The organism is Arthrobacter sp. 10T419, from assembly GCF_056394105.1.
In genome coordinates this window covers 34222-55114 of sequence record NZ_JBFTHF010000006.1, presented here as the reverse complement: position 1 = coordinate 55114, position 20893 = coordinate 34222, and the positions used below count along the sequence as shown (strand labels likewise).

General features: G+C 70.4%; 18 protein-coding genes. 6 read left to right on the top strand and 12 right to left on the bottom strand.

Features of this window, described 5'->3' with window-relative positions; genetic code table 11:
* The first annotated feature begins 174 nt into the window (after positions 1–174).
* Positions 175–1488: a SufS family cysteine desulfurase gene (locus AC1DBD_RS11570; protein ID WP_441418564.1), complete on the top strand. Its 1314-nt coding sequence runs from the start codon at positions 175–177 to the stop codon at positions 1486–1488.
* A gap of 12 nt (positions 1489–1500) precedes the next feature.
* A complete protein-coding gene (gene sufU, locus AC1DBD_RS11565) occupies positions 1501–1971 on the top strand; it encodes a Fe-S cluster assembly sulfur transfer protein SufU (RefSeq protein ID WP_441418440.1) in 471 nt (156 codons plus the stop codon).
* A 43-nt stretch (positions 1972–2014) separates the two neighbouring features.
* Here the strand turns inward: sufU and AC1DBD_RS11560 are convergent, their stop codons facing one another.
* The 4 genes from AC1DBD_RS11560 to AC1DBD_RS11545 all read right to left on the bottom strand — a co-directional run bounded on the left by AC1DBD_RS11560 (position 2015) and on the right by AC1DBD_RS11545 (position 4872).
* Positions 2015–2431, bottom strand: a complete 417-nt coding sequence (locus AC1DBD_RS11560) for a VanZ family protein (RefSeq protein WP_441418439.1) — start codon at positions 2429–2431, stop codon at positions 2015–2017.
* Positions 2432–2577: 146 nt separating this feature from the next.
* Positions 2578–2799, bottom strand: coding sequence for an SCO4848 family membrane protein (locus AC1DBD_RS11555; RefSeq protein ID WP_441418438.1), 222 nt, complete (start codon positions 2797–2799; stop codon positions 2578–2580).
* 3 nt (positions 2800–2802) lie between these two features.
* Entirely contained in the window at positions 2803–3300 is a 498-nt protein-coding gene (locus tag AC1DBD_RS11550; RefSeq protein ID WP_476909336.1) for a DUF2505 domain-containing protein, read from the bottom strand.
* A 48-nt stretch (positions 3301–3348) separates the two neighbouring features.
* A complete protein-coding gene (locus AC1DBD_RS11545) occupies positions 3349–4872 on the bottom strand; it encodes an SDR family oxidoreductase (protein WP_476909335.1) in 1524 nt (507 codons plus the stop codon).
* 210 nt (positions 4873–5082) lie between these two features.
* On the opposite strand from AC1DBD_RS11545, the gene mfd reads away from it, so the two are divergent.
* Positions 5083–8721 (top strand): transcription-repair coupling factor, encoded by a 3639-nt coding sequence (gene mfd / locus AC1DBD_RS11540; protein WP_476982148.1) that lies wholly within the window; start codon positions 5083–5085, stop codon positions 8719–8721.
* 6 nt (positions 8722–8727) lie between these two features.
* Entirely contained in the window at positions 8728–9555 is an 828-nt protein-coding gene (locus AC1DBD_RS11535; protein ID WP_476982147.1) for a metal-dependent hydrolase, read from the top strand.
* A gap of 142 nt (positions 9556–9697) precedes the next feature.
* Here AC1DBD_RS11535 and AC1DBD_RS11530 read toward each other — a convergent pair whose 3' ends face one another.
* The 6 genes from AC1DBD_RS11530 to nirB form a co-directional block, all read right to left on the bottom strand.
* Entirely contained in the window at positions 9698–9922 is a 225-nt protein-coding gene (locus tag AC1DBD_RS11530) for a hypothetical protein (RefSeq protein WP_175322755.1), read from the bottom strand.
* Between the two features lie 64 nt (positions 9923–9986).
* Positions 9987–10715 carry a deoxyribose-phosphate aldolase gene (gene deoC, locus AC1DBD_RS11525; protein ID WP_476982146.1) on the bottom strand — a complete coding sequence of 243 codons (729 nt, stop codon included), beginning with the start codon at positions 10713–10715 and terminating at the stop codon, positions 9987–9989.
* A 115-nt stretch (positions 10716–10830) separates the two neighbouring features.
* On the bottom strand, positions 10831–11706 hold the full coding sequence (locus AC1DBD_RS11520) for an FAD-dependent oxidoreductase (protein WP_476982145.1): 876 nt from the start codon (positions 11704–11706) through the stop codon (positions 10831–10833).
* 148 nt (positions 11707–11854) lie between these two features.
* The gene (locus AC1DBD_RS11515) at positions 11855–12943 is read right to left on the bottom strand and encodes a uroporphyrinogen-III synthase (RefSeq protein ID WP_476893289.1); all 1089 of its coding nucleotides are present in this window, start codon (positions 12941–12943) and stop codon (positions 11855–11857) included.
* Between the two features lie 110 nt (positions 12944–13053).
* Positions 13054–14088 (bottom strand): uroporphyrinogen-III C-methyltransferase, encoded by a 1035-nt coding sequence (gene cobA, locus AC1DBD_RS11510; RefSeq protein WP_476982144.1) that lies wholly within the window; start codon positions 14086–14088, stop codon positions 13054–13056.
* A gap of 1 nt (position 14089) precedes the next feature.
* Positions 14090–16813 carry a nitrite reductase large subunit NirB gene (gene nirB, locus AC1DBD_RS11505; RefSeq protein ID WP_476917810.1) on the bottom strand — a complete coding sequence of 908 codons (2724 nt, stop codon included), beginning with the start codon at positions 16811–16813 and terminating at the stop codon, positions 14090–14092.
* 296 nt (positions 16814–17109) lie between these two features.
* Between nirB and nirD the strand changes: the two genes are divergently transcribed.
* Positions 17110–17487: a nitrite reductase small subunit NirD gene (gene nirD / locus AC1DBD_RS11500; RefSeq protein WP_441418430.1), complete on the top strand. Its 378-nt coding sequence runs from the start codon at positions 17110–17112 to the stop codon at positions 17485–17487.
* Here nirD and AC1DBD_RS11495 read toward each other — a convergent pair.
* Complete coding sequence (locus AC1DBD_RS11495) at positions 17484–19235, bottom strand: phospho-sugar mutase (RefSeq protein WP_476982143.1); 1752 nt, start codon at positions 19233–19235, stop codon at positions 17484–17486. The genes nirD and AC1DBD_RS11495 overlap by 4 nt on opposite strands.
* Before the next feature lie 244 nt (positions 19236–19479).
* Between AC1DBD_RS11495 and AC1DBD_RS11490 the strand changes: the two genes are divergently transcribed.
* Positions 19480–19965: an RrF2 family transcriptional regulator gene (locus AC1DBD_RS11490; RefSeq protein ID WP_441418428.1), complete on the top strand. Its 486-nt coding sequence runs from the start codon at positions 19480–19482 to the stop codon at positions 19963–19965.
* 53 nt (positions 19966–20018) lie between these two features.
* On the opposite strand, the gene AC1DBD_RS11485 is transcribed toward AC1DBD_RS11490, so the two are convergent.
* A complete protein-coding gene (locus AC1DBD_RS11485) occupies positions 20019–20837 on the bottom strand; it encodes a purine-nucleoside phosphorylase (protein WP_476893217.1) in 819 nt (272 codons plus the stop codon).
* Positions 20838–20893 lie beyond the last annotated feature (56 nt).

Here is a 20893-nt window from a genome sequence, read left to right as displayed (position 1 = left end):
GCGTGCCGCCAGCGGTACGGATGTCCCTGTGGCCCGCTTGGCCCGACTCAACGGCCGGGCCGAAACCGGGCGCCGCCGGAACGTGGGATAATTAGGTCTAATCTGCGTGACGTAATAGGACCAGCCCGGCCGGGCGCCCCCGCTACGCCCCAGCGAAAGCCGATCCAGGAGTTACTGCCCATGGTTGCCACACCAGCCCATCTCCTCCGCTCAGCCACGGCGCTGGGCAACGAGGAGGTCCTGCGGATCCGCAACGACTTCCCGATCCTGCACCGGTCCGTCAACGGGCACCCGCTCGTCTACCTGGATTCCGGTGCCACGTCACAGAATCCGCTCAGCGTGCTGGAAGCGGAGCAGGAGTTCTACGAACAGCGGAACTCCGCGGTGCACCGCGGCGCGCACTACCTCGCGGTGGAGGCCACCGAGGCCTTCGAGGACGCCCGCGAGACCGTGGCGGGCTTCATCGGCGCGGACCCGGACGAACTGATCTGGACGTCCAACGCCACCGAGGGCCTGAACCTGCTCAGCTACTCCTTCCTGAACGCCTCCCTGCCCGGCGCCCCGGCGGAAGCTGCCCGCTTCGCGCTGGCCGCCGGCGACGAGATCGTGGTCACCGAGATGGAGCACCACGCCAACCTGATTCCCTGGCAGCAGCTGGCGGACCGGACCGGCGCCGTACTGAAGTTCATCCCGGTCGACGATGCCGGCGCCCTGGACCTCGACGCCGCCGCGCGCCTGATCGGCGGCCGCACGCGCGTGCTGGCCTTCACCCACGCCTCCAACGTCCTGGGGACCATCAACCCGGTGTCCACGCTGGTCCCGCTGGCCCGCGCCGTCGGTGCCCTCGTCGTGCTGGACGCCTGCCAGTCCGCCCCGCACCTGCCCCTCGACGTCAAGGCCCTGGACGTGGACTTCGCCGTTTTCTCGGGGCACAAGATGCTCGGCCCCACCGGAATAGGCGGACTCTACGGGCGCTCGGAACTGCTCAATGCCATGCCTCCCTTCCTGACCGGCGGCTCCATGATCACCACTGTCACGATGGAGCGCGCCGGGTTCCTGCCCAGCCCGCAGCGGTTCGAGGCCGGCACCCAGAAGATCTCCCAGGCCGTGGCGCTCGCCGCCGCCGCCAACTACCTCAGCGAAACCGGCCTGGCCCGGATCCACGCCTGGGAAACGGAACTGGGCCAGCGGCTCGTGGCAGGCCTCGCGGCCATCCCCGGGATCCGCGTGCTGGGCCCGGCGGCGGGGGAGGAACGGATCGGCCTGGCCGCGTTCGACGTCGCCGGAGTGCACGCGCACGACGTCGGGCAGTTCCTGGACAGCCGCGGGATCGCCGTCCGCGTGGGCCACCACTGCGCCCAGCCGCTGCACCGCCGGCTCGGACTCACCGCGAGCACGAGGGCCAGCACCTACCTGTACAACACCACGGACGACGTCGACGCGTTCCTCGACGCCGTCGCCGGGGTCCGCGGATACTTTCAAGCCTGAGGACGGCACTGCATGAGTCTTGACCAGCTGTACCAACAGATCATCCTGGAGCACTCCAAAGCACGCCACGGCAGCGGCCTGGCCGGCGCCGGAGTGCCCGAAGGGGCCAGCAGCGGCCAGTCGCACCAGCTCAACCCGGTCTGCGGCGACGAAATCACGCTGCGGGTGTCGGTGGCAGGCGGAAAGGTCAGCGAGCTGCGCTGGGACGGCGAGGGCTGTTCGATCTCGATGGCGTCGGCCTCCGTGCTGACCGACCTCGCCGAGGGACTGGATCCGGACGAGCTGCGCAGCGTGATCGACAGCTTCCGCGAGGTGCTGCGCTCCCGCGGCAAGGTGCCCGCCGACCCGGAGATCCTGGGCGACGCAGCGGCCTTTGAAGGTGTGTCCCGCTACGCCGCTCGGGTCAAGTGCGCGATGCTCTCATGGGTCGCTGCCGAGGACGCCCTCGGCCAGGCGGTCGCGGCCCAGAACCGTACCTCCTAGGTCCGTACCTCTTAGGACCCAAGCGGCCAGGACCGCAGGGGCCTCAAGGGGCCCAGCGGCGCCGCCGGACCAGCAATGTGAGCAGGGCGCCGAGGACGGCCCCCAGGGTGTTGGCCAGGACATCGGCCATCGTGGGATAGCGTCCGGGCAGGAAGAGCAACTGTGCAAGTTCGATGGCGCACGAGATCAGGAGCCCGGCGGCCGCGCCGACCCACCAGTAGCCACGGCCGATGATCAAGGCCACGAGGGCGCCCAGCGGAACGAAGAGCAGCACATTGGCGGCGGACTCCACAAAGCCGTAGTCGACCCAGCCGGGAATGCCTCGGCCGTGCAGCCACCTCAACGCCGCGCGCAGCAGCCCGGCGACCGGGCGGTCCACCGGCTGCGGCCACAGGGCGACGGCAGCCAGCACCGCGACGTAGGCGATGAGTCCCCACGTGGCCACGCGCTGGGGCCGCAAGGCATCCCCCTTCGGCAGTGGACAGGCATTTTCCTGAGTCTAGCCCCGCCGCCGCCGCGGGGTTAACCCAACTGGCTCGCAGTTGTTGTCGTTTTGAAGAGTCATAACGTCAACAACTGCGAGCCAGTTGGCCGGGGGAGAGCCGGTCAGTTCAGCAGGCCCGTGATCCCGATCGCCGCCGTCGCCGCGCCGAGCAGCATCGAAATGCTGACCAGCACGACGTGGACGGTGAGGAAGCGGGTGGCCTTGCCGCCGGCGTCGCGCGCCCGCGGGTCCTTCATGACCCGGCGCAGGAACTGGGGCCAGACGGCCAGGGACCAGACGCCGGCCACGATCAGGACGGCGGCCAGGGCACCGGGCAGCTCCATCGCCTAGTGGCTTTCGAGCCAGGCCTGGGCCTGCGTGGACTGGATGTTGAGGGCCTTGCCGACCATCGGCTCGGCCGCGTCGGCGATCTTCCCGCCCAGCAGCGGCACGGACGAGGTGACCGTTCCCTCCAGCTCGATCCGGGTGCTGCCGCCGTCGGCCACGAGGCGCTGCACGGCGTTGACGTCCAGCGGGGCGCCGGCGACCTTCAGCGAGATGTTGCTCTGCCGCGAACCGTCGGCCTCCGGGGCGCCCCAGCTCTCCAGCTGCGTCACCTTCAGGCTCTCACCGACGAACTTACGGGCCAGGTCCGGCATCCGGGTCGTGGGGATGGTGCGGACCGTCGTGGTGTTGAAGGCGCCGGCGGGGTCGCCGTCGACGGTAAACGATTCAAGGGTTCCTCCGACGAGTTCGCTGGTGTGGCGCAGGAAGTCCTCGTTGACGAAAACTGCCGTGACGCTCTCAACGCTGTGCGGAAGGGTGGTGGATGCACTCAGGGCCATTGGGGGTCCTCCATGGGGTGGGGCTGGACGTTTCGGGCTCCCAACATCCTACGCGGTGGGCCCCGCCGGTTCCGATTCGGCGGCTGGCTCCGTCTCTGCGAGGCGCTGCGCCGCTGCCGCGATATTCCGCGACATCGCGGGGAAAATGAGGCTGTGGAACGGCAGGACCGCGAGCCAGTAGAGCTTGCCGCTGAGGCCCTTCGGGAAGAAGATGGCCCGTTGCCGGTAGCGGCTGCCGGTGCCCTCGGGTTCGACCGAAAGTTCCAGCCAAGCCCGGCCGGGTGCCCGCATCTCGGCCCGCAGCCGGAGCAGCCGGCCGCGGTCGATCCGCTCGACCCGCCACCAGTCCACCACCTCGCCTTCGGCCAGCAGGTGCGGGTGCCGCCGGCCGCGCGCCAGGCCCGCGCCGCCGGTGAGCTTGTCCAGCCATCCGCGTACGCTCCAGGCCAGCGGCAGCGAGTACCAGCCGTTGCGGCCGCCGATGCCTTCGATGATGGTCCAGACGTGTTTCGGGTCCACCGCACTGGAGTAGCTGCGCTCGTCGAGGTAGACGCGGTGGCCGGCCCACTCCGGATCGCTCGGCAGCGGATCGGCGTCGGCTCCGGCGCTGGCCCAGGTGGTCTCCACCTGGCCGTCCCGTTCCTTGCCCAGCGCCAGGGCGACGGCCCGCCGGTAGGGGGTGAGGCCGCCCTCGGGCAGCGGGATGTAGGAGTCGATGTCATGCTCCCGGGAGACGGCGTCGTGCTGCAGCGACTCCACCAGGGGCAGCGACATGGACAGCGGGATCGGCGTGGTCAGCGCGACCCACATGCCCGCGAGCTTGGGCGCGGGGATGGGAAGGGCAAGCACCACCCGGTGCGGGAGTCCGGCCTCCGCCGCGTACTCCTGCATCATCCCGGCGTAGCTGAGCACCTGCCGTGAGCCGATGTCGAAGGTGCGGTTGATCTTGCCCTCCAGCGACGCCGCACCGACAAGGTAGTACAGCACGTCCCGCACCGCGATGGCCTCGATCTTGTTCCGTACCCAGCTGGGGGCGGGCATCACCGGCAGGGTCTCGGACAGGTGCCGGATCATTTCGAAGGAGGCCGAGCCGGAGCCGATCACCACGCCGGCCTGGAACACGACCGCGTCCACCGGGCCGTCGAGGAAGACCTTGCCCACGGCCTCGCGGGAGCGCATGTGGGTGGAGAGCTCGGCGCCGGAGGGGTGCAGCCCGCCGAGGTAGACGATCCGGTCCACGCCGGCCCCCGCGGCCGCCTGCGCCGCCGTCTCGGCCATCGCCTTTTCCTTCGCCTCGAACCCGGCGCCGCCGGCCATCGAGTGGACCAGGTAGTAGAGCACGTCGACGCCGGCCAGCGCCTCCTGCAGCGCCGCGCCGTCGTCGAGGCTGCTCTGGACCACCTCGACCTGGTCCAGCCAGGGGACGCCAGCGATTTTGGCCGGGGTGCGGACCAGGACCTTCACCCGGTGGCCGGCCTCAAGCAGCCGGGGGACCAGCCGGCCGCCGATGTAACCGGTGGCGCCGGTCACGAGCACGGTCTTCGGGTTCGTGGCGTTGGGGGTGCCGTTCATGGGTGGCTCCTTCATCATTGCGGATATAAGCCATTCGGAGCGCCGGCCGCGCTGGACTGCAGCCTGGACGGCCGGATCCCCATCCTGCCAGCTTAGTCCCGGGTGCCGGCCCGCCTCCGGGTCGCGGTAGGCTGGAAGTACCCGGGATTCTTGCGAATTTCGGGTATTCGTGTTGCCTGCATGCCCGTGATCACCCCAGGAGTTCCCGCCATGAGCCTCAACGGCCCTTCTCTCACCGGTCTGCGGCGTGTCCTCGCCGAGGACACGTCCTTTGCCCGGGTGCAGGCCGAAGCGTCCCGGCCGTTCACGGCCCGCAGCGAGGACTACCAGATCAGCGCCCCCGCCGGGCTGCGCGCTGCGCTGCTCGCGGAGATGGCCGACGGCCTCGCGTCCGACGGCGGGGCTGCCGACGGCGCCGCCGCCCCGGTGGTGCTGGCCGTCACCGCCACCGGCCGCGAGGCCGAAGACCTTGCCGCCGCGCTGGGCGCCTTCCTGCCGGCCGGCACGGTCGCGGAATTCCCCAGCTGGGAGACCCTGCCGCACGAGCGGCTCTCGCCGCGCTCGGACACCGTCGGCCGCCGGCTCTCCGTGCTCCGCCGCCTCGCGCACCCCGAGGCCGGGGGCGCCCTGCGCGTCGTCGTCGCCCCGGTCCGGGCCGTGGTGCAGCCGATCGTGGCCGGGCTCGGCGAGCTGGTCCCGGTGACCCTCAAGCTCGGCCAGGAGGTCCCGTTCGGCGACGTCGTGAAGAACCTCGCCGACGCCGCCTACGCCCGGGTGGACATGGTCACCCGGCGCGGTGAATTCGCGGTCCGCGGCGGCATGCTGGACGTTTTCCCGCCCACCGAGGACCACCCGATCCGGGTGGAATTCTTCGGCGACGAGGTCGAGCAGATGCGCTGGTTCGCCGTCGCCGACCAGCGCTCGCTAACCGCGCCGGGCGTGCACCACCCCACCGAACTGCACGCCCCGCCCTGCCGCGAAATCCTGATCACGCCCTCGGTGATGTCCCGGGCCGCGACGCTGAAGTCCCAGCTGCCGGCCGCGGCGGACATGCTGGAAAAGATCGCCGGCGGCATCGCCGTCGAGGGAATGGAATCCCTGGCCCCGGTGCTGGTCGATTCCATGGTGCCCTTCCTGGACCAGTTCCCGGAGGGCTCCATCTCGGTGGTGATTGAACCCGAAAAGGTCCGCACCCGCGCCCACGACCTCGCCGCCACCAACGAGGAGTTCCTCGAGGCAGCCTGGTCCACGGCCTCCGACGGCGGGACCGCCCCGCTGGATTTGAGCTCCGCGGCCTCGGAGGCCCTGCACTCGGCGAGCTTCCGCTCGCTGGGCGAGACCCGCAGCACAGCCCTCGCGCACGGAGTCTCCTGGTGGTCCATCACCTCGCTCGCCAGCGACGAGGAACTGCTGCCGGAGATCGACGTGCTGAACCTGCACGCCCGCGAACCCCGCGGCTACCAGGGCGACGTGGCCGAGATGATGGACTTCATCGGTTCGCACGTGCGGGAACAGTGGCGGATCGTCGTCGCCACCGAGGGCCCCGGCCCGGCGCAGCGCCTCGCCGAACTGTTCCACGACAACGACATCCCGTGCGCCCGGGTGGACACCCTCGACGCCGACCCGCAGCCCGGCCTGATCGAGGTGACCACCGCCGCCGTCGGCCGCGGCTTCGTCCTTGACCGGCTCAAGGTGGCCCTGCTGACCGAGGCCGACCTGCTGGGCCGCACCTCCGCCGGGTCCACCAAGGACATGCGCCGGATGCCGTCCAAGCGGCGCAACGCCGTGGACCCGCTGCAACTGCTGGCCGGCGACTTCGTGGTGCACGAACAGCACGGCATCGGCCGGTTCGTGGAGCTGATCCAGCGCAAGGTCGCGGGCGGTGGAGACGGCGTGCGCGAATACCTGGTGCTCGAATACGCGCCCTCCAAGCGTGGTGCCCCGGGTGACCGGCTCTTCGTCCCCACCGACCAGCTGGACCAGGTCACCCGCTACGTCGGCGGCGACACCCCGGTGCTGAGCAAGATGGGCGGCTCGGACTGGGCCAGCACCAAGTCCAAGGCGCGCAAGGCCGTCAAGGAGATCGCCGGCGAACTGATCCGGCTGTACTCGGCCCGGATGGCCTCCCGCGGCCACGCCTTCGGCCCCGACACCCCGTGGCAGCGCGAACTCGAGGAGGCCTTCCCCTACGTGGAGACCCCGGATCAGCTGACCACCATCAACGAGGTCAAGGCGGACATGGAACGGGAGATCCCGATGGACCGCCTGGTCTCCGGCGACGTCGGCTACGGCAAGACCGAGATTGCCGTCCGGGCGGCGTTCAAGGCGGTCCAGGACGGCAAGCAGGTGGCCGTGCTGGTGCCCACCACGCTGCTGGCGCAGCAGCACTACGAGACCTTCACCGAGCGCTTCTCCGGCTTCCCGCTGCGGGTCAAGCCGCTGTCCCGCTTCCAGGGCGCCAAGGAGGCCAAGGAAACGGCCGAGGGAGTGAAGAACGGCTCGGTGGACGTCGTGATTGGCACGCACCGGCTGCTGTCCAAGGACTTCGCGTTCAAGGACCTTGGCCTCGTGATCGTGGACGAGGAGCAGCGCTTCGGCGTCGAACACAAGGAAGCGCTGAAGAAGATGCGCACCAACGTGGACGTCCTGGCCATGAGCGCCACCCCCATCCCGCGCACCCTGGAGATGTCGCTGACCGGCATCCGCGAAACGTCCACGCTGGCGACCCCGCCGGAGGAGCGGCACCCCGTGCTCACCTACGTCGGCCCGTACACGGATAAGCAGACGTCGGCCGCGATCCGCCGCGAGCTGATGCGCGAAGGACAGGTCTTCTTCGTGCATAACCGGGTTTCCACGATCGAACGCACCGCCGCGAAGATCCGCGAACTGGTCCCGGAAGCCCGCGTCGAGGTGGCGCACGGCAAGATGTCCGAAAGCCGGCTGGAACAGATCATCGTGGACTTCTGGGAGAAGCGCTTCGACGTCCTGGTCTGCACCACCATCATCGAGACCGGGCTGGACATCTCCAACGCCAACACCCTGATTGTCGACGGCGCGGACAAGTACGGGCTCTCCCAGCTGCACCAGCTGCGCGGGCGCGTGGGCCGCGGCCGGGAACGGGCCTACGCCTACTTCCTCTACCCCTCCGAAAAGCCGCTGGGCGAGGTGGCGCTGGAACGGCTCAAGGCCGTAGCGACGCACAACGAACTCGGCGCCGGCATGCAGCTGGCCATGAAGGACCTCGAGATCCGCGGCGCCGGCAACCTGCTTGGCGGCGAGCAGTCCGGCCACATCCAGGGCGTCGGCTTCGACCTCTACATCCGGCTGGTCGGCGAGGCCGTGGCGGACTACCGGGGCGAGGCCGAGGAGAAGGCCGCGGAGATGAAGATCGAGCTGCCGGTCAACGCGCACCTGCCGCACGACTACGTACCCGGTGAGCGGTTGCGCCTCGAGGCCTACCGGAAGCTGGCCGCGGCACTGAGCAACGAGGCGATCGAGGAGGTCGAGGCCGAGCTCGTGGACCGCTACGGGGAGCTGCCGCTGCCGGCGAAGAACCTCGTCGCGGTGGCCCGGTTCCGGGTCGGGGCGCGCGAGGCCGGCCTCACTGACGTCGCCCTGCAGGGCAACTTCATCAAGTTCTCGCCGGCCCAGCTGCCGGAGTCCAAGCTGATGCGGCTGGCCCGGATGTACCCCGGCTCGCAGGCGAAACCGGCTTTGGACGCGGTGCTGATCCCCAAGCCCAAGACGGCCCGGATCGGCGGCCGCGACCTGCAGGATGCCGAGATCCTGGCCTGGGCCAACGGCGTGATCGAGGCGATCTTCTCCGACGTCCCGCTCTCGGTGGGCTAAACCGTGATGGGAGGACACCACGCCGCGTCCGGGGCCGCGGCGTGGGTGGCTATTGCCTCGACCGGGCCCTACGCGCTGGGCTGGTATCCGCTGGATGCAACCGGCATCGTGATCGGCGGGATGGCAACGGCCGGGACTGCGCTGGTCTGCGACTGGGACCACCGCTCCAGCACGGTGGCGCATGCCCTGCCGCCGCTCTCGAACATGATCGCCGTGGGGATCGAGAATGCCTCCGGCGGCCACCGCCAGGGCACCCACTCGGTCCTCGGCGCCGCGTTCTTCGTGTTGCTCGCGGTCATGGCCGGGCAGGCCCAGCTGCAGACGGACTGGGGGCTGCTCTCCGTGGGCGCAGGGCTGCTGTGCATGTTCATGATCAACATTGCCGCAAAGGCGCTGAAGCTGTTTCCCAAGTACGGCTGGATCAGCAACTGGATCTTCGCCCTGACCATGGCGGGCCTGGTGACCTGGTTCGCGCCGCACCAGTGGTCCTGGCTGCCGGTGTCGATGCTCACCGGCGTCCTGGTGCACATCGTGGGCGACATGATCACCACCGGGGGAGTGCCTCTGCTCTGGCCGTTGGTGGTCAAGCCGCCGAAGTTCCTGCGCAGGCTGCCGTTGGTCAAGGACGTCTGGAAGGCCAACGGGGCATTTTCCATCCCGCTGCTGGGCCGGGCCGGCTCGCGGCGCGAATGGTTCGTGCTGATCCCGGTCAGCGCGTACGCCATGGTCGGGATGTTCTCCGCCGTGCTTGCCCTGGCCAAGGGGCACTTCCCGGCCGCCCTCGCGCTGGGGACCGCGCTGGTCAGCCGCCTGCTGGCCGTCGTCGGCGGCTAGGGCCGCCGCGCTTTTCCGCTGCGGTTCCGGACGTGCGCGGCCCGGATCCCGGGTGCCTTAGCCCGCATCCGCCGCGCTTGTCCGGACCGGCCGCTTAAACAACTGAAGCCCCGGAAAACCGGGGCTTCAGTTCGAAGCGTGGTTAGCTCTCGCCTGCGGAGTCGGAGCGGCCCGTGATGGTCTGCGGGATCCAGAATGCCAGGGCGAACAGGATGAGGCAGGCGGCCATCGGCCAGGGGTTGCCCAGGCTGAGGAAGGACAGCGAATACAGGGCGCCGAAGAACAGGGCCATCATCAGGACAAACAGCACGACGCTGGATGCCAGGCTGTTTTCGCCGCGCTGGGTCTTGGTGGTGTTGCTGGACATTCGTTCCTCCTCGGCCCCGCGGGGCTCAAAAACTGTGGCGGCAGCGGCTGTGACCGGTGCACGGTCAGTACGCGGACGAACCCTGTTCGCCCTTGACGATCGCGATGCCGGAGCTGGCGCCAATACGTGTTGCACCTGCAGCAATCATAGCCTGCGCGTCGGCGAGCGAACGCACGCCGCCCGAGGCCTTGACACCGAGCCCCGGACCCACGGTGCGGCGCATCAGGGCGACGTCCTCGGCCGTGGCTCCGCCGCCGTTGAATCCGGTGGAGGTCTTCACGAAGTCCGCGCCGGCCTCGACGGCGGCCTCGCAGGCGAGGACCTTCTGGGCGTCGTCGAGCAGTGCGGTCTCGATGATGACCTTCAGGATGGCGCCGCCGGAGTGGACGGCCTCGGCGACGGCGCGGATGTCATCCACCAGGGCGCCTTTGTCGTTTGCCCGTGCCGCGGCGATGTTGATCACCATGTCGATCTCGTCGGCGCCGTCGAGCACCGCGCCGCGGGCTTCGAAGGCCTTGACGTCGCTGGGGGTGGCGCCCAGCGGGAAGCCGATCACGGAGCAGCTCAGCACGCCGGTACCCCTGAGCGCGGTCTTGACGGTCTTGACCCAGATGGGGTTCACGCAGACGGACTTGAAGTGGTACTCGGCCGCCTCGGCGCAGACCTTCAGGACCTCGGCCTCACTGGCCTCCGGCTTGAGCAGGGTGTGGTCGATGTACGAGGCAATGTTGCCCGCAGCGCCCTGGTTGTCGGTGCCGGCGGCGTCGGTGGCCGTGTTGGCTTCGTTGCTCATGATGGTCCCTTTCCTGGCGGACCTGGTTCATGCCCGGTCCGGCGTGCTGACACGGCGTGTGTCGTGGCTTCTCAGTGCACCATCTTGCCATAACGCCACCCGGCCGGCGTCGGGCCTACGCCGCCTGCGCGAGGGGCTCTGAGAGGGACGCCTGAAGTAGCGCCGCGGCGCAGACGCCGGCGGCGGAACCGGCGGCGACCAGCAGGCCCAGCCGTACGCCGTCGTACGCCGCCGCGTCGCCGATGGCCCAGATCCCCGGCACGGAGGTGCGGTAGTCCGTGCCCACCACGATGCCGCCCTGCGGCGCGGTGGCCAGGCCGGCGGTGCGGGCGAGGCTGTCGCGGGAAACGCGCTCTTCGGCGAGGACTACGAGGTCCCCGCTCATGCTGGAGCCGTCGTCGAACACGATCCCGGCGGCGGGCAGCGCGGAGCCGGCGAGGGTGGGGACGACGGCGGACGGGCGCAGCGTGGTGCGGACGGGCCGGACGCCGCGCGCCCGGAGCACCGCCTCGGCCTGGCCCGCGGCGGTGCCGGTGCCCACCAGGATGCCCAGCGGCCTGCGGCCCAGGACCCGGGTGACGTCCTTGACGGCGTCGCCCAGGCGGGTGGCGTCATCAATCGTGGAGTAGCTGAGGCAGCGGCCCGCACCCTCGATCGGCGCGAGGGCCGGCGTCGAACTGGTGGCGATTACCAGCTGGTCGTAGCTGAACTCGAGGCCGTCCGCGGTGGTGACCCGCCGCTCCGCCGCGTCGATGAAGCTGGCAGGCTGCCCGAAGCGGACCGAGACCTGGGGCAGGGCGGCGAGTTCCAGCAGCTCCTCCGGGGCATCGTCGCGGCTGCTGAGCACGGTGATGCCGCCGGCGAAAGGGGTGCGCGTGAGCTGGCGGACCAGCGCCTGGGCGGCCGGGCCGGCCCCGGCGACGACGATCCGCGGCCGGGTCTGGGCGGTGGCGGACACGGTGGAGATGGCGGACGCTTCCGTAACGGACATGTGCTGGCCCTTTCGCTGGTGGGCCGGATGTGGCCCGTGTTCTTGATGTTCCCCAGCGTAGGGGGCCGGCTTTTCGCGGAGGTTTCCGCGGTGTTGCAGTATTTTCGCGGTTCGTTCGCCAGTTGTTACCAGCTGGTAATGCCGTGGGTCACACCCGGATCCGGTAGCCGCGCTTGACCACCGTCTCCACCAGGCTGCCGTCCGGCAGCGCGGAGCGGAGCCTGCTGACGGTCATGTCCAGGGCGTGGACCGATCCGCGCAGCTCCAGCAGTTCGGAGAGCGCGTCGCGGGACAGCACGGCCCCACCGGCACCCAGCAGCGCCCGCAGCAACAAGAGCGGCGCCGGGGCCAGCTCCACGGCCTCGCCGTCGATCCGCAGCGACCTGCCGCGCAGCTCCACCGCGCCCGAGGCGGTAGCCAGCCGTCGTACATGGTTCAGGGCCAGGTGTTCCACGACCAGCCGGATCAGGGCGCCCATCCGAAACCGTTCCGGGATCAGCGGCTGCACCCCGGCGTCGAGCAGCGGCTGGGCGGTGATGGGCCCGACGACGGCGGTGGCCACCGTGGTCTTCAGGCTCTCCACAAGCTGTTTGTAGAGGCCCATCTCGTGCGCCGTGCTCCACAGCGCATCGACGGCGGGGGCGCTTGTGAAGGTCAGCACGTCCAGGTTGCCGCCGCACGCCGCCTCGATCAGTTTCGGCAGCCGGTCCGCGCCGTCGGGCTTGACCCAGCGGTACGGAGTGACGGTCATGACGTTGGCGCCGGACATCCGCAGCCGCTCCAGCTGCCGGACATCGGTGTAGCCGTGCAGCTGCACGGCGACGGTCTTGCCCCGCACCCCCTCGGCCAGCAGCATGTCCACCAGGGTGGAGGTGGTCTCGTCGCTGCTGATCCCGACGTCGGCCAGGCCGGCCGCGCGGACGGCGCCGCGGGCCTTGGGGCCGCGGACGAACATCCGGGTGGCGCCGAGGGTTTCCAGCAGCTGTTCGCCGATGCCGAAGGTGTCCGCCGCCTCGCACCAGCGGCGCATGCCGTAGGCGGTGGTGGCGATGCAGAGCTCCGGCCGGGCCTCGATGATGGCGCGGGTGTCCTCGATCAGCCGCAGGTCTTCCTGGACCGGGGCGATCTTCAGCGCCGGGGCGTGCAGCACCTCCGCGCCGCGCCGTTCCAGGGCCTCGATCAGGTCCTGGGAACGGCGGTGCGAGGTGACCCCGATCCTGAAGCCCTCCAGCGGCAGCTCAGCCTTCTCCGGCGCTTCATCTGTGGCGGGTGCCCCGGGCGAGGGTGCTCCGGCGGCCTGCGCTCCCGGGCCGGCGGCGGCAATGGCCTCCAGCGCGCTCACGGCGCTCACGCTCCCATCAGGGACGCGGCGAGGCGGTCCAGTTCGGCTTCGGCTTCGGCACAGCCGCGGTTGGCCTCGGCCACCCTCACCACCTCGCCGATCACCAGCACGGCGGGGTTGCTGCAGTCCGCGGCCGCCGTCGTAATGCTGCCCAGTTCGGCGATGGTGGTCCGCTGGCCCGGGCGGTAGCCGCGTTCGACGACGGCCATCGGCATGTCCGCGCGCATCCCGGCGCGCCGCAGTCCCGCGGCCAGCTGGTGCAGGGTGCCAATGCCCATCAGCACCACGATGGTGCCGCCCAGCCCGGCCAAGTGCGTGTGTTCCTTCTCGGTCAGCGGGGCGTGTCCGGAAACCACGGTGAACATGTGGCTGACCTCGCGGTGCGTGACCGGGATCCCGGCCGCGGCGGGGACGGAGATGGCGCTGGTGACCCCGGAGACCACCCGCACGGGCACGCCCGCCTTCACGCAGGCGGCCACTTCCTCGCCGCCCCGGCCGAAGACGTACGGGTCCCCGCCCTTGAGCCGGACCACGTTCTTCCCGGCCAGGGCTGCGTCGACCATGAGTTCCTCAATGCCGGACTGGCTGACGGGGTGGTGGCCGGGCCGCTTGCCCACATCCACGAGCTCCGCCGTCGTCAGTGCGGGCAGTTCCTGGTAGGGGGCGAGCCGGTCATAGAACACGACGTCGGCGTCCCGCAGCGCCTGGACGGCCGCCACGGTCAGCAATTCAGTGGTCCCGGGTCCGCCGCCCACCAGGGTGACATGGCCGGCGGGGCCGGCGGCGGGCTCTGCCGCGACCGGGATGCCGGTCTCGTGGCAGCGCTCCAGCAGGGCCGCCCAGCCCGGCTGGCCGTCGTCGACCGCGGCGACCAGAAAGGGCCGCTCCGGCAGCGCGCCGTCGTGCGCTCCGCCGTCCGGGCGGCTGAGCCGGGACACCACGGCCCCGGCCGCCTGGTAGCGCCGGACGGCCTGGCGGGCGGCGGTGTCCGCACCGGTGACGAGGACTTCGCGGCCGCTGAGATCGATGCTGAGCTGCATGTTAGGCCTGGCTTTCGGTAGGGGCAGACGAGACGGCGGGGCCGGCAGTTGCGGGGCCGCTGTCGGCGTCGGCGGGACGGACCGGGATGCTGGCGGCGATCAGCACCGGCTGCTGCCCGGCCTGCGCCTTCTCCTCCGCGGTGGCGGGGCGCATCTGGCCGCGCTCCGGGACGAAGGAGATCGAGTCGTCCTTTTGGTCCGGGGCGTTGACGAAGGAGCGGAAGCGGCGCAGCCGTTCAGGATCCTTGAGCGTCTCGGCCCACTCGTCCTGGTAGGTGTCCACGTGCTTGGCCATGGCTGCCTCAAGGTCCGCGGCGATGCCGAGCGAGTCGCGCACCACCACGTCCTCGACGTGCTTCAGGCCGCCGTCGAGCTCTTCCTGCCAGCGCGCGGTGCGCTGCAGCCGGTCCGCGGTGCGGATGTAGTACATCAGGTAGCGGTCGATGTACTTCAGCAGGGTCTCCTCGTCCAGGTCCTGCGCAAGGAGCTGGGCGTGCGCCGGCTGGAAGCCGCCGTTGCCGCCCACGTAGAGGTTCCAGCCCTTGTCCGTGGCGATCACGCCGACGTCCTTGCCGCGGGCCTCGGCGCATTCGCGGGCGCAGCCGGAGACGCCCATCTTCAGCTTGTGCGGGCTGCGCAGTCCGCGGTAGCGCAGCTCCAGCGTGATCGCGAGGGCGACGGCGTCCTGGACGCCGAAGCGGCACCAAGTGGACCCGACGCAGGACTTCACGGTGCGCAGCGACTTGCCGTAGGCCTGGCCGGACTCGAAACCCGCGTCCACGAGTTCCTTCCAGATGTCCGGGAGCTGTTCCAGCCGGGCGCCGAACATGTCGATCCGCTGGCCGCCGGTGATCTTGGTGTAGAGGCCGTACTTCTCGGCGACGGCGGCGATCACGCCGAGCTTCTTCGGGGTGATCTCGCCGCCCGCGATCCGGGGAACCACCGAGTAGCTGCCATCCTTTTGCATGTTGGCCAGGGCGCGGTCGTTGGTGTCCTGCAGGGTCCCGCGGCCGGCGTCGAGCACGTAGGCGCTGTGCTGGCTGGCGAGGATGTTGGCGATGGTGGGCTTGCAGATGTCGCAGCCGGTGCCGGTGCCGTAGCGGGCCAGGATGTCCTCGAAGGAGGCCAGTTCCAGGACCTTGATGGCGTCGAAGAGTTCCTGCCGGGAGAGTTCGAAGTGTTCGCAGAGGGCCTTGGAGACGGCGACGCCGGACTTGGCAAGTTCGCCTTCGAGCAGCTTCTTCAGCATCGGCACGCAGGAGCCGCACTGGGTGCCGGCACGGGTGCAGCCCTTGAGGTCGCCGAGGTCCTGGACCGGGGCGTTGCCCTCGCAGGCGCCGCAGCCATTGACGGCGTCGCGGATGGCTCCGGCGGCCACGTTGTTGCAGGAGCACAGGATGGCGTCGTCCGGGAGGCTGGCCTCCAAGGCTTCGCCGCCGCCGGCCGCGGTGAGGTAGGCGCCGGGTTCGGCGGCCAGTTCGCGGCCGAGCATCGGGCGCAGCGAGGTGTACGGGGTCGCGTCGCCGACGAAGATGCCGCCCAGCAGGGTCTTGGCGTCGTCGGTGGTGACGATCTTCTGGTACACGCCGCGGGCCGGGTCCGCGTAGACGATTTCGAGGGCGTGGTCCGTGCGGGCGAAGGCGTCGCCGAAGCTGGCGACGTCGACGCCGGAGAGCTTGAGCTTGGTGGCGGTGTCGAAGCCCGGGAAGGTCGCGCCGCCGCCGTGCAGCCGGTCCGCGACGATCTCCGCCATGGTGTTGGCGGGGGCCACCAGGCCCAGGCACATGCCGCCGAAGTTGGCGACCTCGCCGATCGCCCAGACGCCGGGCACCTGGGTCTGGCAGCCGTCGGAGATCACGACGCCGCCGCGCGGGCCGAGTTCGAACTGCTGCTGTGCGCCCTCGCCGGCCCGGAACAGTTCGTCGCGGGGGCGTACGCCGATTGCGACGATCACAATGTCGGCCTCCACGGTGCGGCCGTCGGCCATCAGCACGCCGGTGACCTGGCCGTCGTCGTCGGAGAGGACCTCGGCGGGGAAGACGCCGCCGTGGACGGTGAAGCCCTTGGCCTCGATCAGTCGGCCGAGCGCCTGCCCGGCGCCCTCGTCCAGCTGGGTGTTCATCAGCCAGGGGGAGCCGTTGATGACGATCGGCACGGCGCCGAGCTGTTCGGTGCCGGCCGCGGATTCGAGGCCGAGCAGGCCGCCGCCGATCGTGACGGCGTTGACCTTCCGGCCCAGCTTGGCGGTGAGTTCCGCGATCGCCTGGTTGATGGCCCGGACGTCCTCGAGGGTGCGGTAGACGTGGGTGAGTTCGGCGCCGGGGATGGGCAGGCGGGCGGCGTCGGAGCCGGTCGCGACGACCAGTTCGTCGTACGGGTAGACGGTGCCCGCGGCGGTTTCCACGGTTTTCGCGGCGGTGTCGATGCCGGTGACGCGCTCGCCGGTCCTGAGCGTGAGGGCGTCGTGGTCCCACATTGAGGCGCTGCCCAGGGTGAGGTCCACGTCCGCATCGGTGAGCGCCTTGCTGAGCGCGACGCGGTCGTAGGGGAGGTGCGCTTCCTCGGTGAGGACGGTGACCTGCCAGCCGTCGAGGCCGCGGGCGTGCATGGCGTCGGCGAAGCGGTGCGCGGCGGGTCCGCCGCCGGCGACGACGACGCGTCGGGGGACCTGCCGGGATTCCGTCCGGGAGCGTTCGTTTTCGGGGCTGGCGGTCTGTCCGGTCACGGGTGGCCTTTCGTTGGGCCGCAGGCGGTGCTCTGCAACGGTTAGATCCAGCTGCTTCGATCGGCCTGTGCTGTCAGCGGCATCGATCGGCTGGTCCGTTCAGCCTAGGGACCGGCAGTTTCGCTTCAGTTTCCCTTTTGTTTCGTGATCTTAACTTCTGCATCACGGCTGCGTTTCGGGCTGCGTGAGGTCTCTTTTACCGGCCGGACACATTGGCAGCACGCCGTTGAAACACCCCGCTCCTAGCGTGGAGCCATGGCCGCAGCTGTGGCCAGGAAACTTTGAGAGGGGCCGACATGACTGCCGTACTGGAAAGCGCAGCCCGCAGCTTTGTGGAGCGAACCGCCGACGAAAGCGGCTGGCACCGGGTGTGCGCCGTGGAAGACCTGGAGCCCGGCTGGGGCGAGGCCGCGCTGATCGCCGGACACCAGGTGGCCTTGATCCGTACCGCGGCCGGTGAGGTGTTCGCCGTCGAGCACGCCGATCCTGCCACCGGCGCCCATGTCATGGCCCGCGGCATCACCGGCTCCCGCGGTGCGCGCCCCACGCTGGCCTCGCCGCTGCACAAGGAGGTCTACGACCTCGGGACAGGGGAGTGCCTAGGCACCCCCGAGCTGCGCCTGGGCACGTACGCCGTCCGGGTGACGGACGGCTTCGTCGAGGTGGCGCTCTAGAGCCCGAGCGCCTCGCGCACGTCGGCCAGGACGCCGTCCAGGGCCGCACGGGCTTCGAGGCGCGCCTGCGGCAATTCGGCGGCGGATCCGACGCTGCGGATCACCTCGAGGTAGCACTTGAGCTTCGGTTCCGTGCCGCTGGGGCGGATGATGACGCGGCTACCGTCCTTCGTCAGGTAGAGCAGTCCGTCGGTGGGCGGGAGCTGTTCGCTGCCCTCGGCCAGGTCCGCCGCGGTCTCGACGGCGGAGCCCCCGAAGGAGTCCGGCGGGCTGACCCGCAGCCGGTTCATCATGGCGTCCAGCAGGCCMAGGTCCGCAACCCGGATGCTGAGCTGGTCGCTCGCGTGCAGCCCGTGCACCAGGTACAGCTCGTCCAGGGTGTCGAAGATCGTCTTGCCCTCGGCCTTCGCGGCCGCGGCGAGTTCGGCGATCAGCACCGCGGCCGAAATGCCGTCCTTGTCCCGCACCAGCGACGGCGCGACGCAGTAGCCCAGCGCCTCCTCGTAGCCGTAGAGCAGGCCGGGCACGCGGGCGATCCACTTGAATCCGGTGAGGGTTTCCTCGTGGGCGTAGCCCGCGGCGGCGGCGATGCGGGCCAGCAGCCGGGAGGACACGATCGAATTGGCGAAGACGCCGGCAGCGGCACCCCCTGCGGCCCCGTCGGTGGCGGCCAGCCGGGCCACGACGTGTGCCCCCAGCAGGGCGCCCACCTCGTCCCCGCGCAGCATCCGCCAGGCGCCGGTGTCCGGGTCCTTCGCGGCAACCGCGGCGCGGTCGGCGTCGGGGTCGTTGGCGATCACAATGTCGGCGTCCACCCGGGCCGCGGTTTCCAGCGCGAGGTCCAGCGCGCCGGGCTCCTCGGGGTTGGGGAAGTTCACGGTGGGGAAGTCGGGGTCCGGTTCGGCCTGCTCGGCCACCAGCGTGACGTCGGTGAATCCCGCGGCTTTGAGTACCGCCACGGCCGTCTCGCCGCCCACACCGTGCATGGGCGTCAGGACGATCTTCAGCTCGCGGGCCGGGAAGCGCTCCGGCACGGCGAGGGCGGCGACGGCGGCCTCGTAGTCGGTGGCGATGGAGGGATCCAGCACCGTCCAGCCCCCGGCGGCCAGGGCAATCGAATCCAGTGCGCCGACGGCGTCGATCTCCGCGGCGATCAGCGCATCGTAGGGCGCCACGATCTGGGCGCCGCGTCCGCTCTCCTCGACGGCGTGGCGGCCAAGGTAGACCTTGTAGCCGTTGTCCTGCGGCGGGTTGTGGCTTGCCGTGACCATCACGCCGCCGTCGCAGTCCAGGGCGCGGACCGCGTAGGCGAGCAGCGGCGTGGGCAGCGCGGCCGGCATCAGGAACGTTTCGATGCCGGCGGCGGTGAAGATCGCGGCGGTTTCTTCGGCGAAGATGTCGGAGTTGTAGCGGGCGTCGTAGCCGACGACGGCGCGCGGCCGGGTCCCCGGCGCTGCCTGCGCAACAGCGCTGCCGAGGAAGGCCGCCAGGCCCGCGGCGGCGCGGCGCACCACGACGCGGTTCATCCGGTTCGGCCCGGCGCCGAGGGCCGCCCGCAGACCCGCGGTGCCGAACTGGAGCGTGCCGCTGAAGCTGTCCGCCAGTTCCTGCCGTGCTCCCGCTGCTCCCTCGTCGGTAAGGCGGACCAGCTCGGTCAGGGCGGCGGCGGTCGCGGGATCCGGGTCCTGGGCCGCCCAGGTGCGGGCGTCGCTCAACAGTCGGGTCAGTGCGGCATCGGAAGACGTCATGGGTACCAAACTAGCGTCAAAGCTGGGCCGGGCGCGCCCCGACAAGCGCGGGCGGGGCTTACAGTTCCATCACACCCGGGCGGCCAGGGGCGCGCGGGCTGGCACATCACGGCAGTGTTTTCCGGCCGGTGCTGCCGCGAAGGGTCGGCTCGGCGCAGGTCTTCCGAAGGATCGGCTCAAGACTGCGGCGAAGGCAGTGGCGGGTCATTGACACCCATTTTTCCGGACACGTAACGTCTGGAATATGAAAATGGGCCGTGGGGTGGAATGGGCCGTGCACTCGTGCGTCAACATGGCCTGGACGCCGCCGGGGGAGGCCGTGAACAGCGCCAGGCTCGCGGCCTTGTACAAGCTCCCCGCGGCGTACCTGAACAAGCAGCTCCAGGCCCTGGTCCGCGCCGGGATCCTGACCTCGGTCTCGGGCCCGCGCGGCGGCTTCCACCTCGCGCGCAGGCCGGAGAACATCACCGTGCTGGATGTGGTCCTGGCCCTGGAAGGGCAGGAGCCGGCCTTCCGCTGTGAAGCCATCCTCGGCGACATGCCGGAGGCTGACCGGCAGGAGAACTTCGTCCGGACCTGCCTGATCTCCCAGACCATGCGGCAGGCGGAGCTGGCCTGGCGGCAGGCGCTGGCACGGCAGACCATCGCCGGGATCGCCGACTCGATGGAGCGTCGGCTTCCCGGCGGCCGCGACAAGGCCGTCCGCCGTCTCACCGCAGGCCTGGGCTAGGGGCGCTGGGGGCTTTAGGGGCCCCGGTCCGCGCCCGGCCTGCAGGGGCCGGCTTAGAGCTTGGCGATGATCTCCGCGAGCAGCTTGGAGATGCGCGGACCCGCGGCCTGGCCGGCCTCAAGGACCTCCTCATGGCTCAGCGGCACCGGGCTGATGCCGGCGGCAAGGTTGGTGACCAGCGAGATGCCGAAGACCTCCATGCCCGCATGGCGGCCGGCGATGGCCTCCAGCGCGGTGGACATGCCCACCAGGGACGCGCCGATCCGCTTGGCGTACTGCACCTCGGCCGGGGTCTCGTAGTGCGGGCCGGTGAACTGCGCGTAGACGCCTTCGTCCAAGCTGGGATCTACCTCACGGGCCAGGCCGCGGATCCGCGAGGAGTACAGGTCGGTGAGGTCCACGAAGGTAGCGCCCTCGAGGGGGGACGTGGCGGTGAGGTTGATGTGGTCGCTGATCAGCACGGGGGTGCCCGGCGCCCAGTCCTCGTTCAAGCCGCCGCAGCCGTTGGTGAGGACCAGCGTCTTGCAGCCGGCGGCGGCCGCGGTGCGAACGCCATGCACGACGGCGCGGACGCCCTTGCCCTCGTAGTAGTGCGTGCGGGCGCCCAGGACCAGGGCGCGCTTGCCTTCCCGGGTCAGCACCGAGCGGATGGTGCCCACGTGGCCCACCACGGAGGGGGAGGAAAAGCCGGGGACCTCGTCCGCGGAGAGCGTGGCGGTGGTCTCGCCGATCAGTTCGGCGGCGTCGCCCCAGCCCGAGCCAAGCACCAGCGCGACATCGTGGCTGTCGACGCCGGTCTCTTCGGCAATGTAGTCGGCGGCGGCGCGGGCGGCGTCGAAGGGGTCCGTGTTCAGGAATTCTGTATTACTCACTGGTACAAGCTACCGTGCCCGTGCCGCACCGCACAGCATCTTTATTGGTGGCGCCG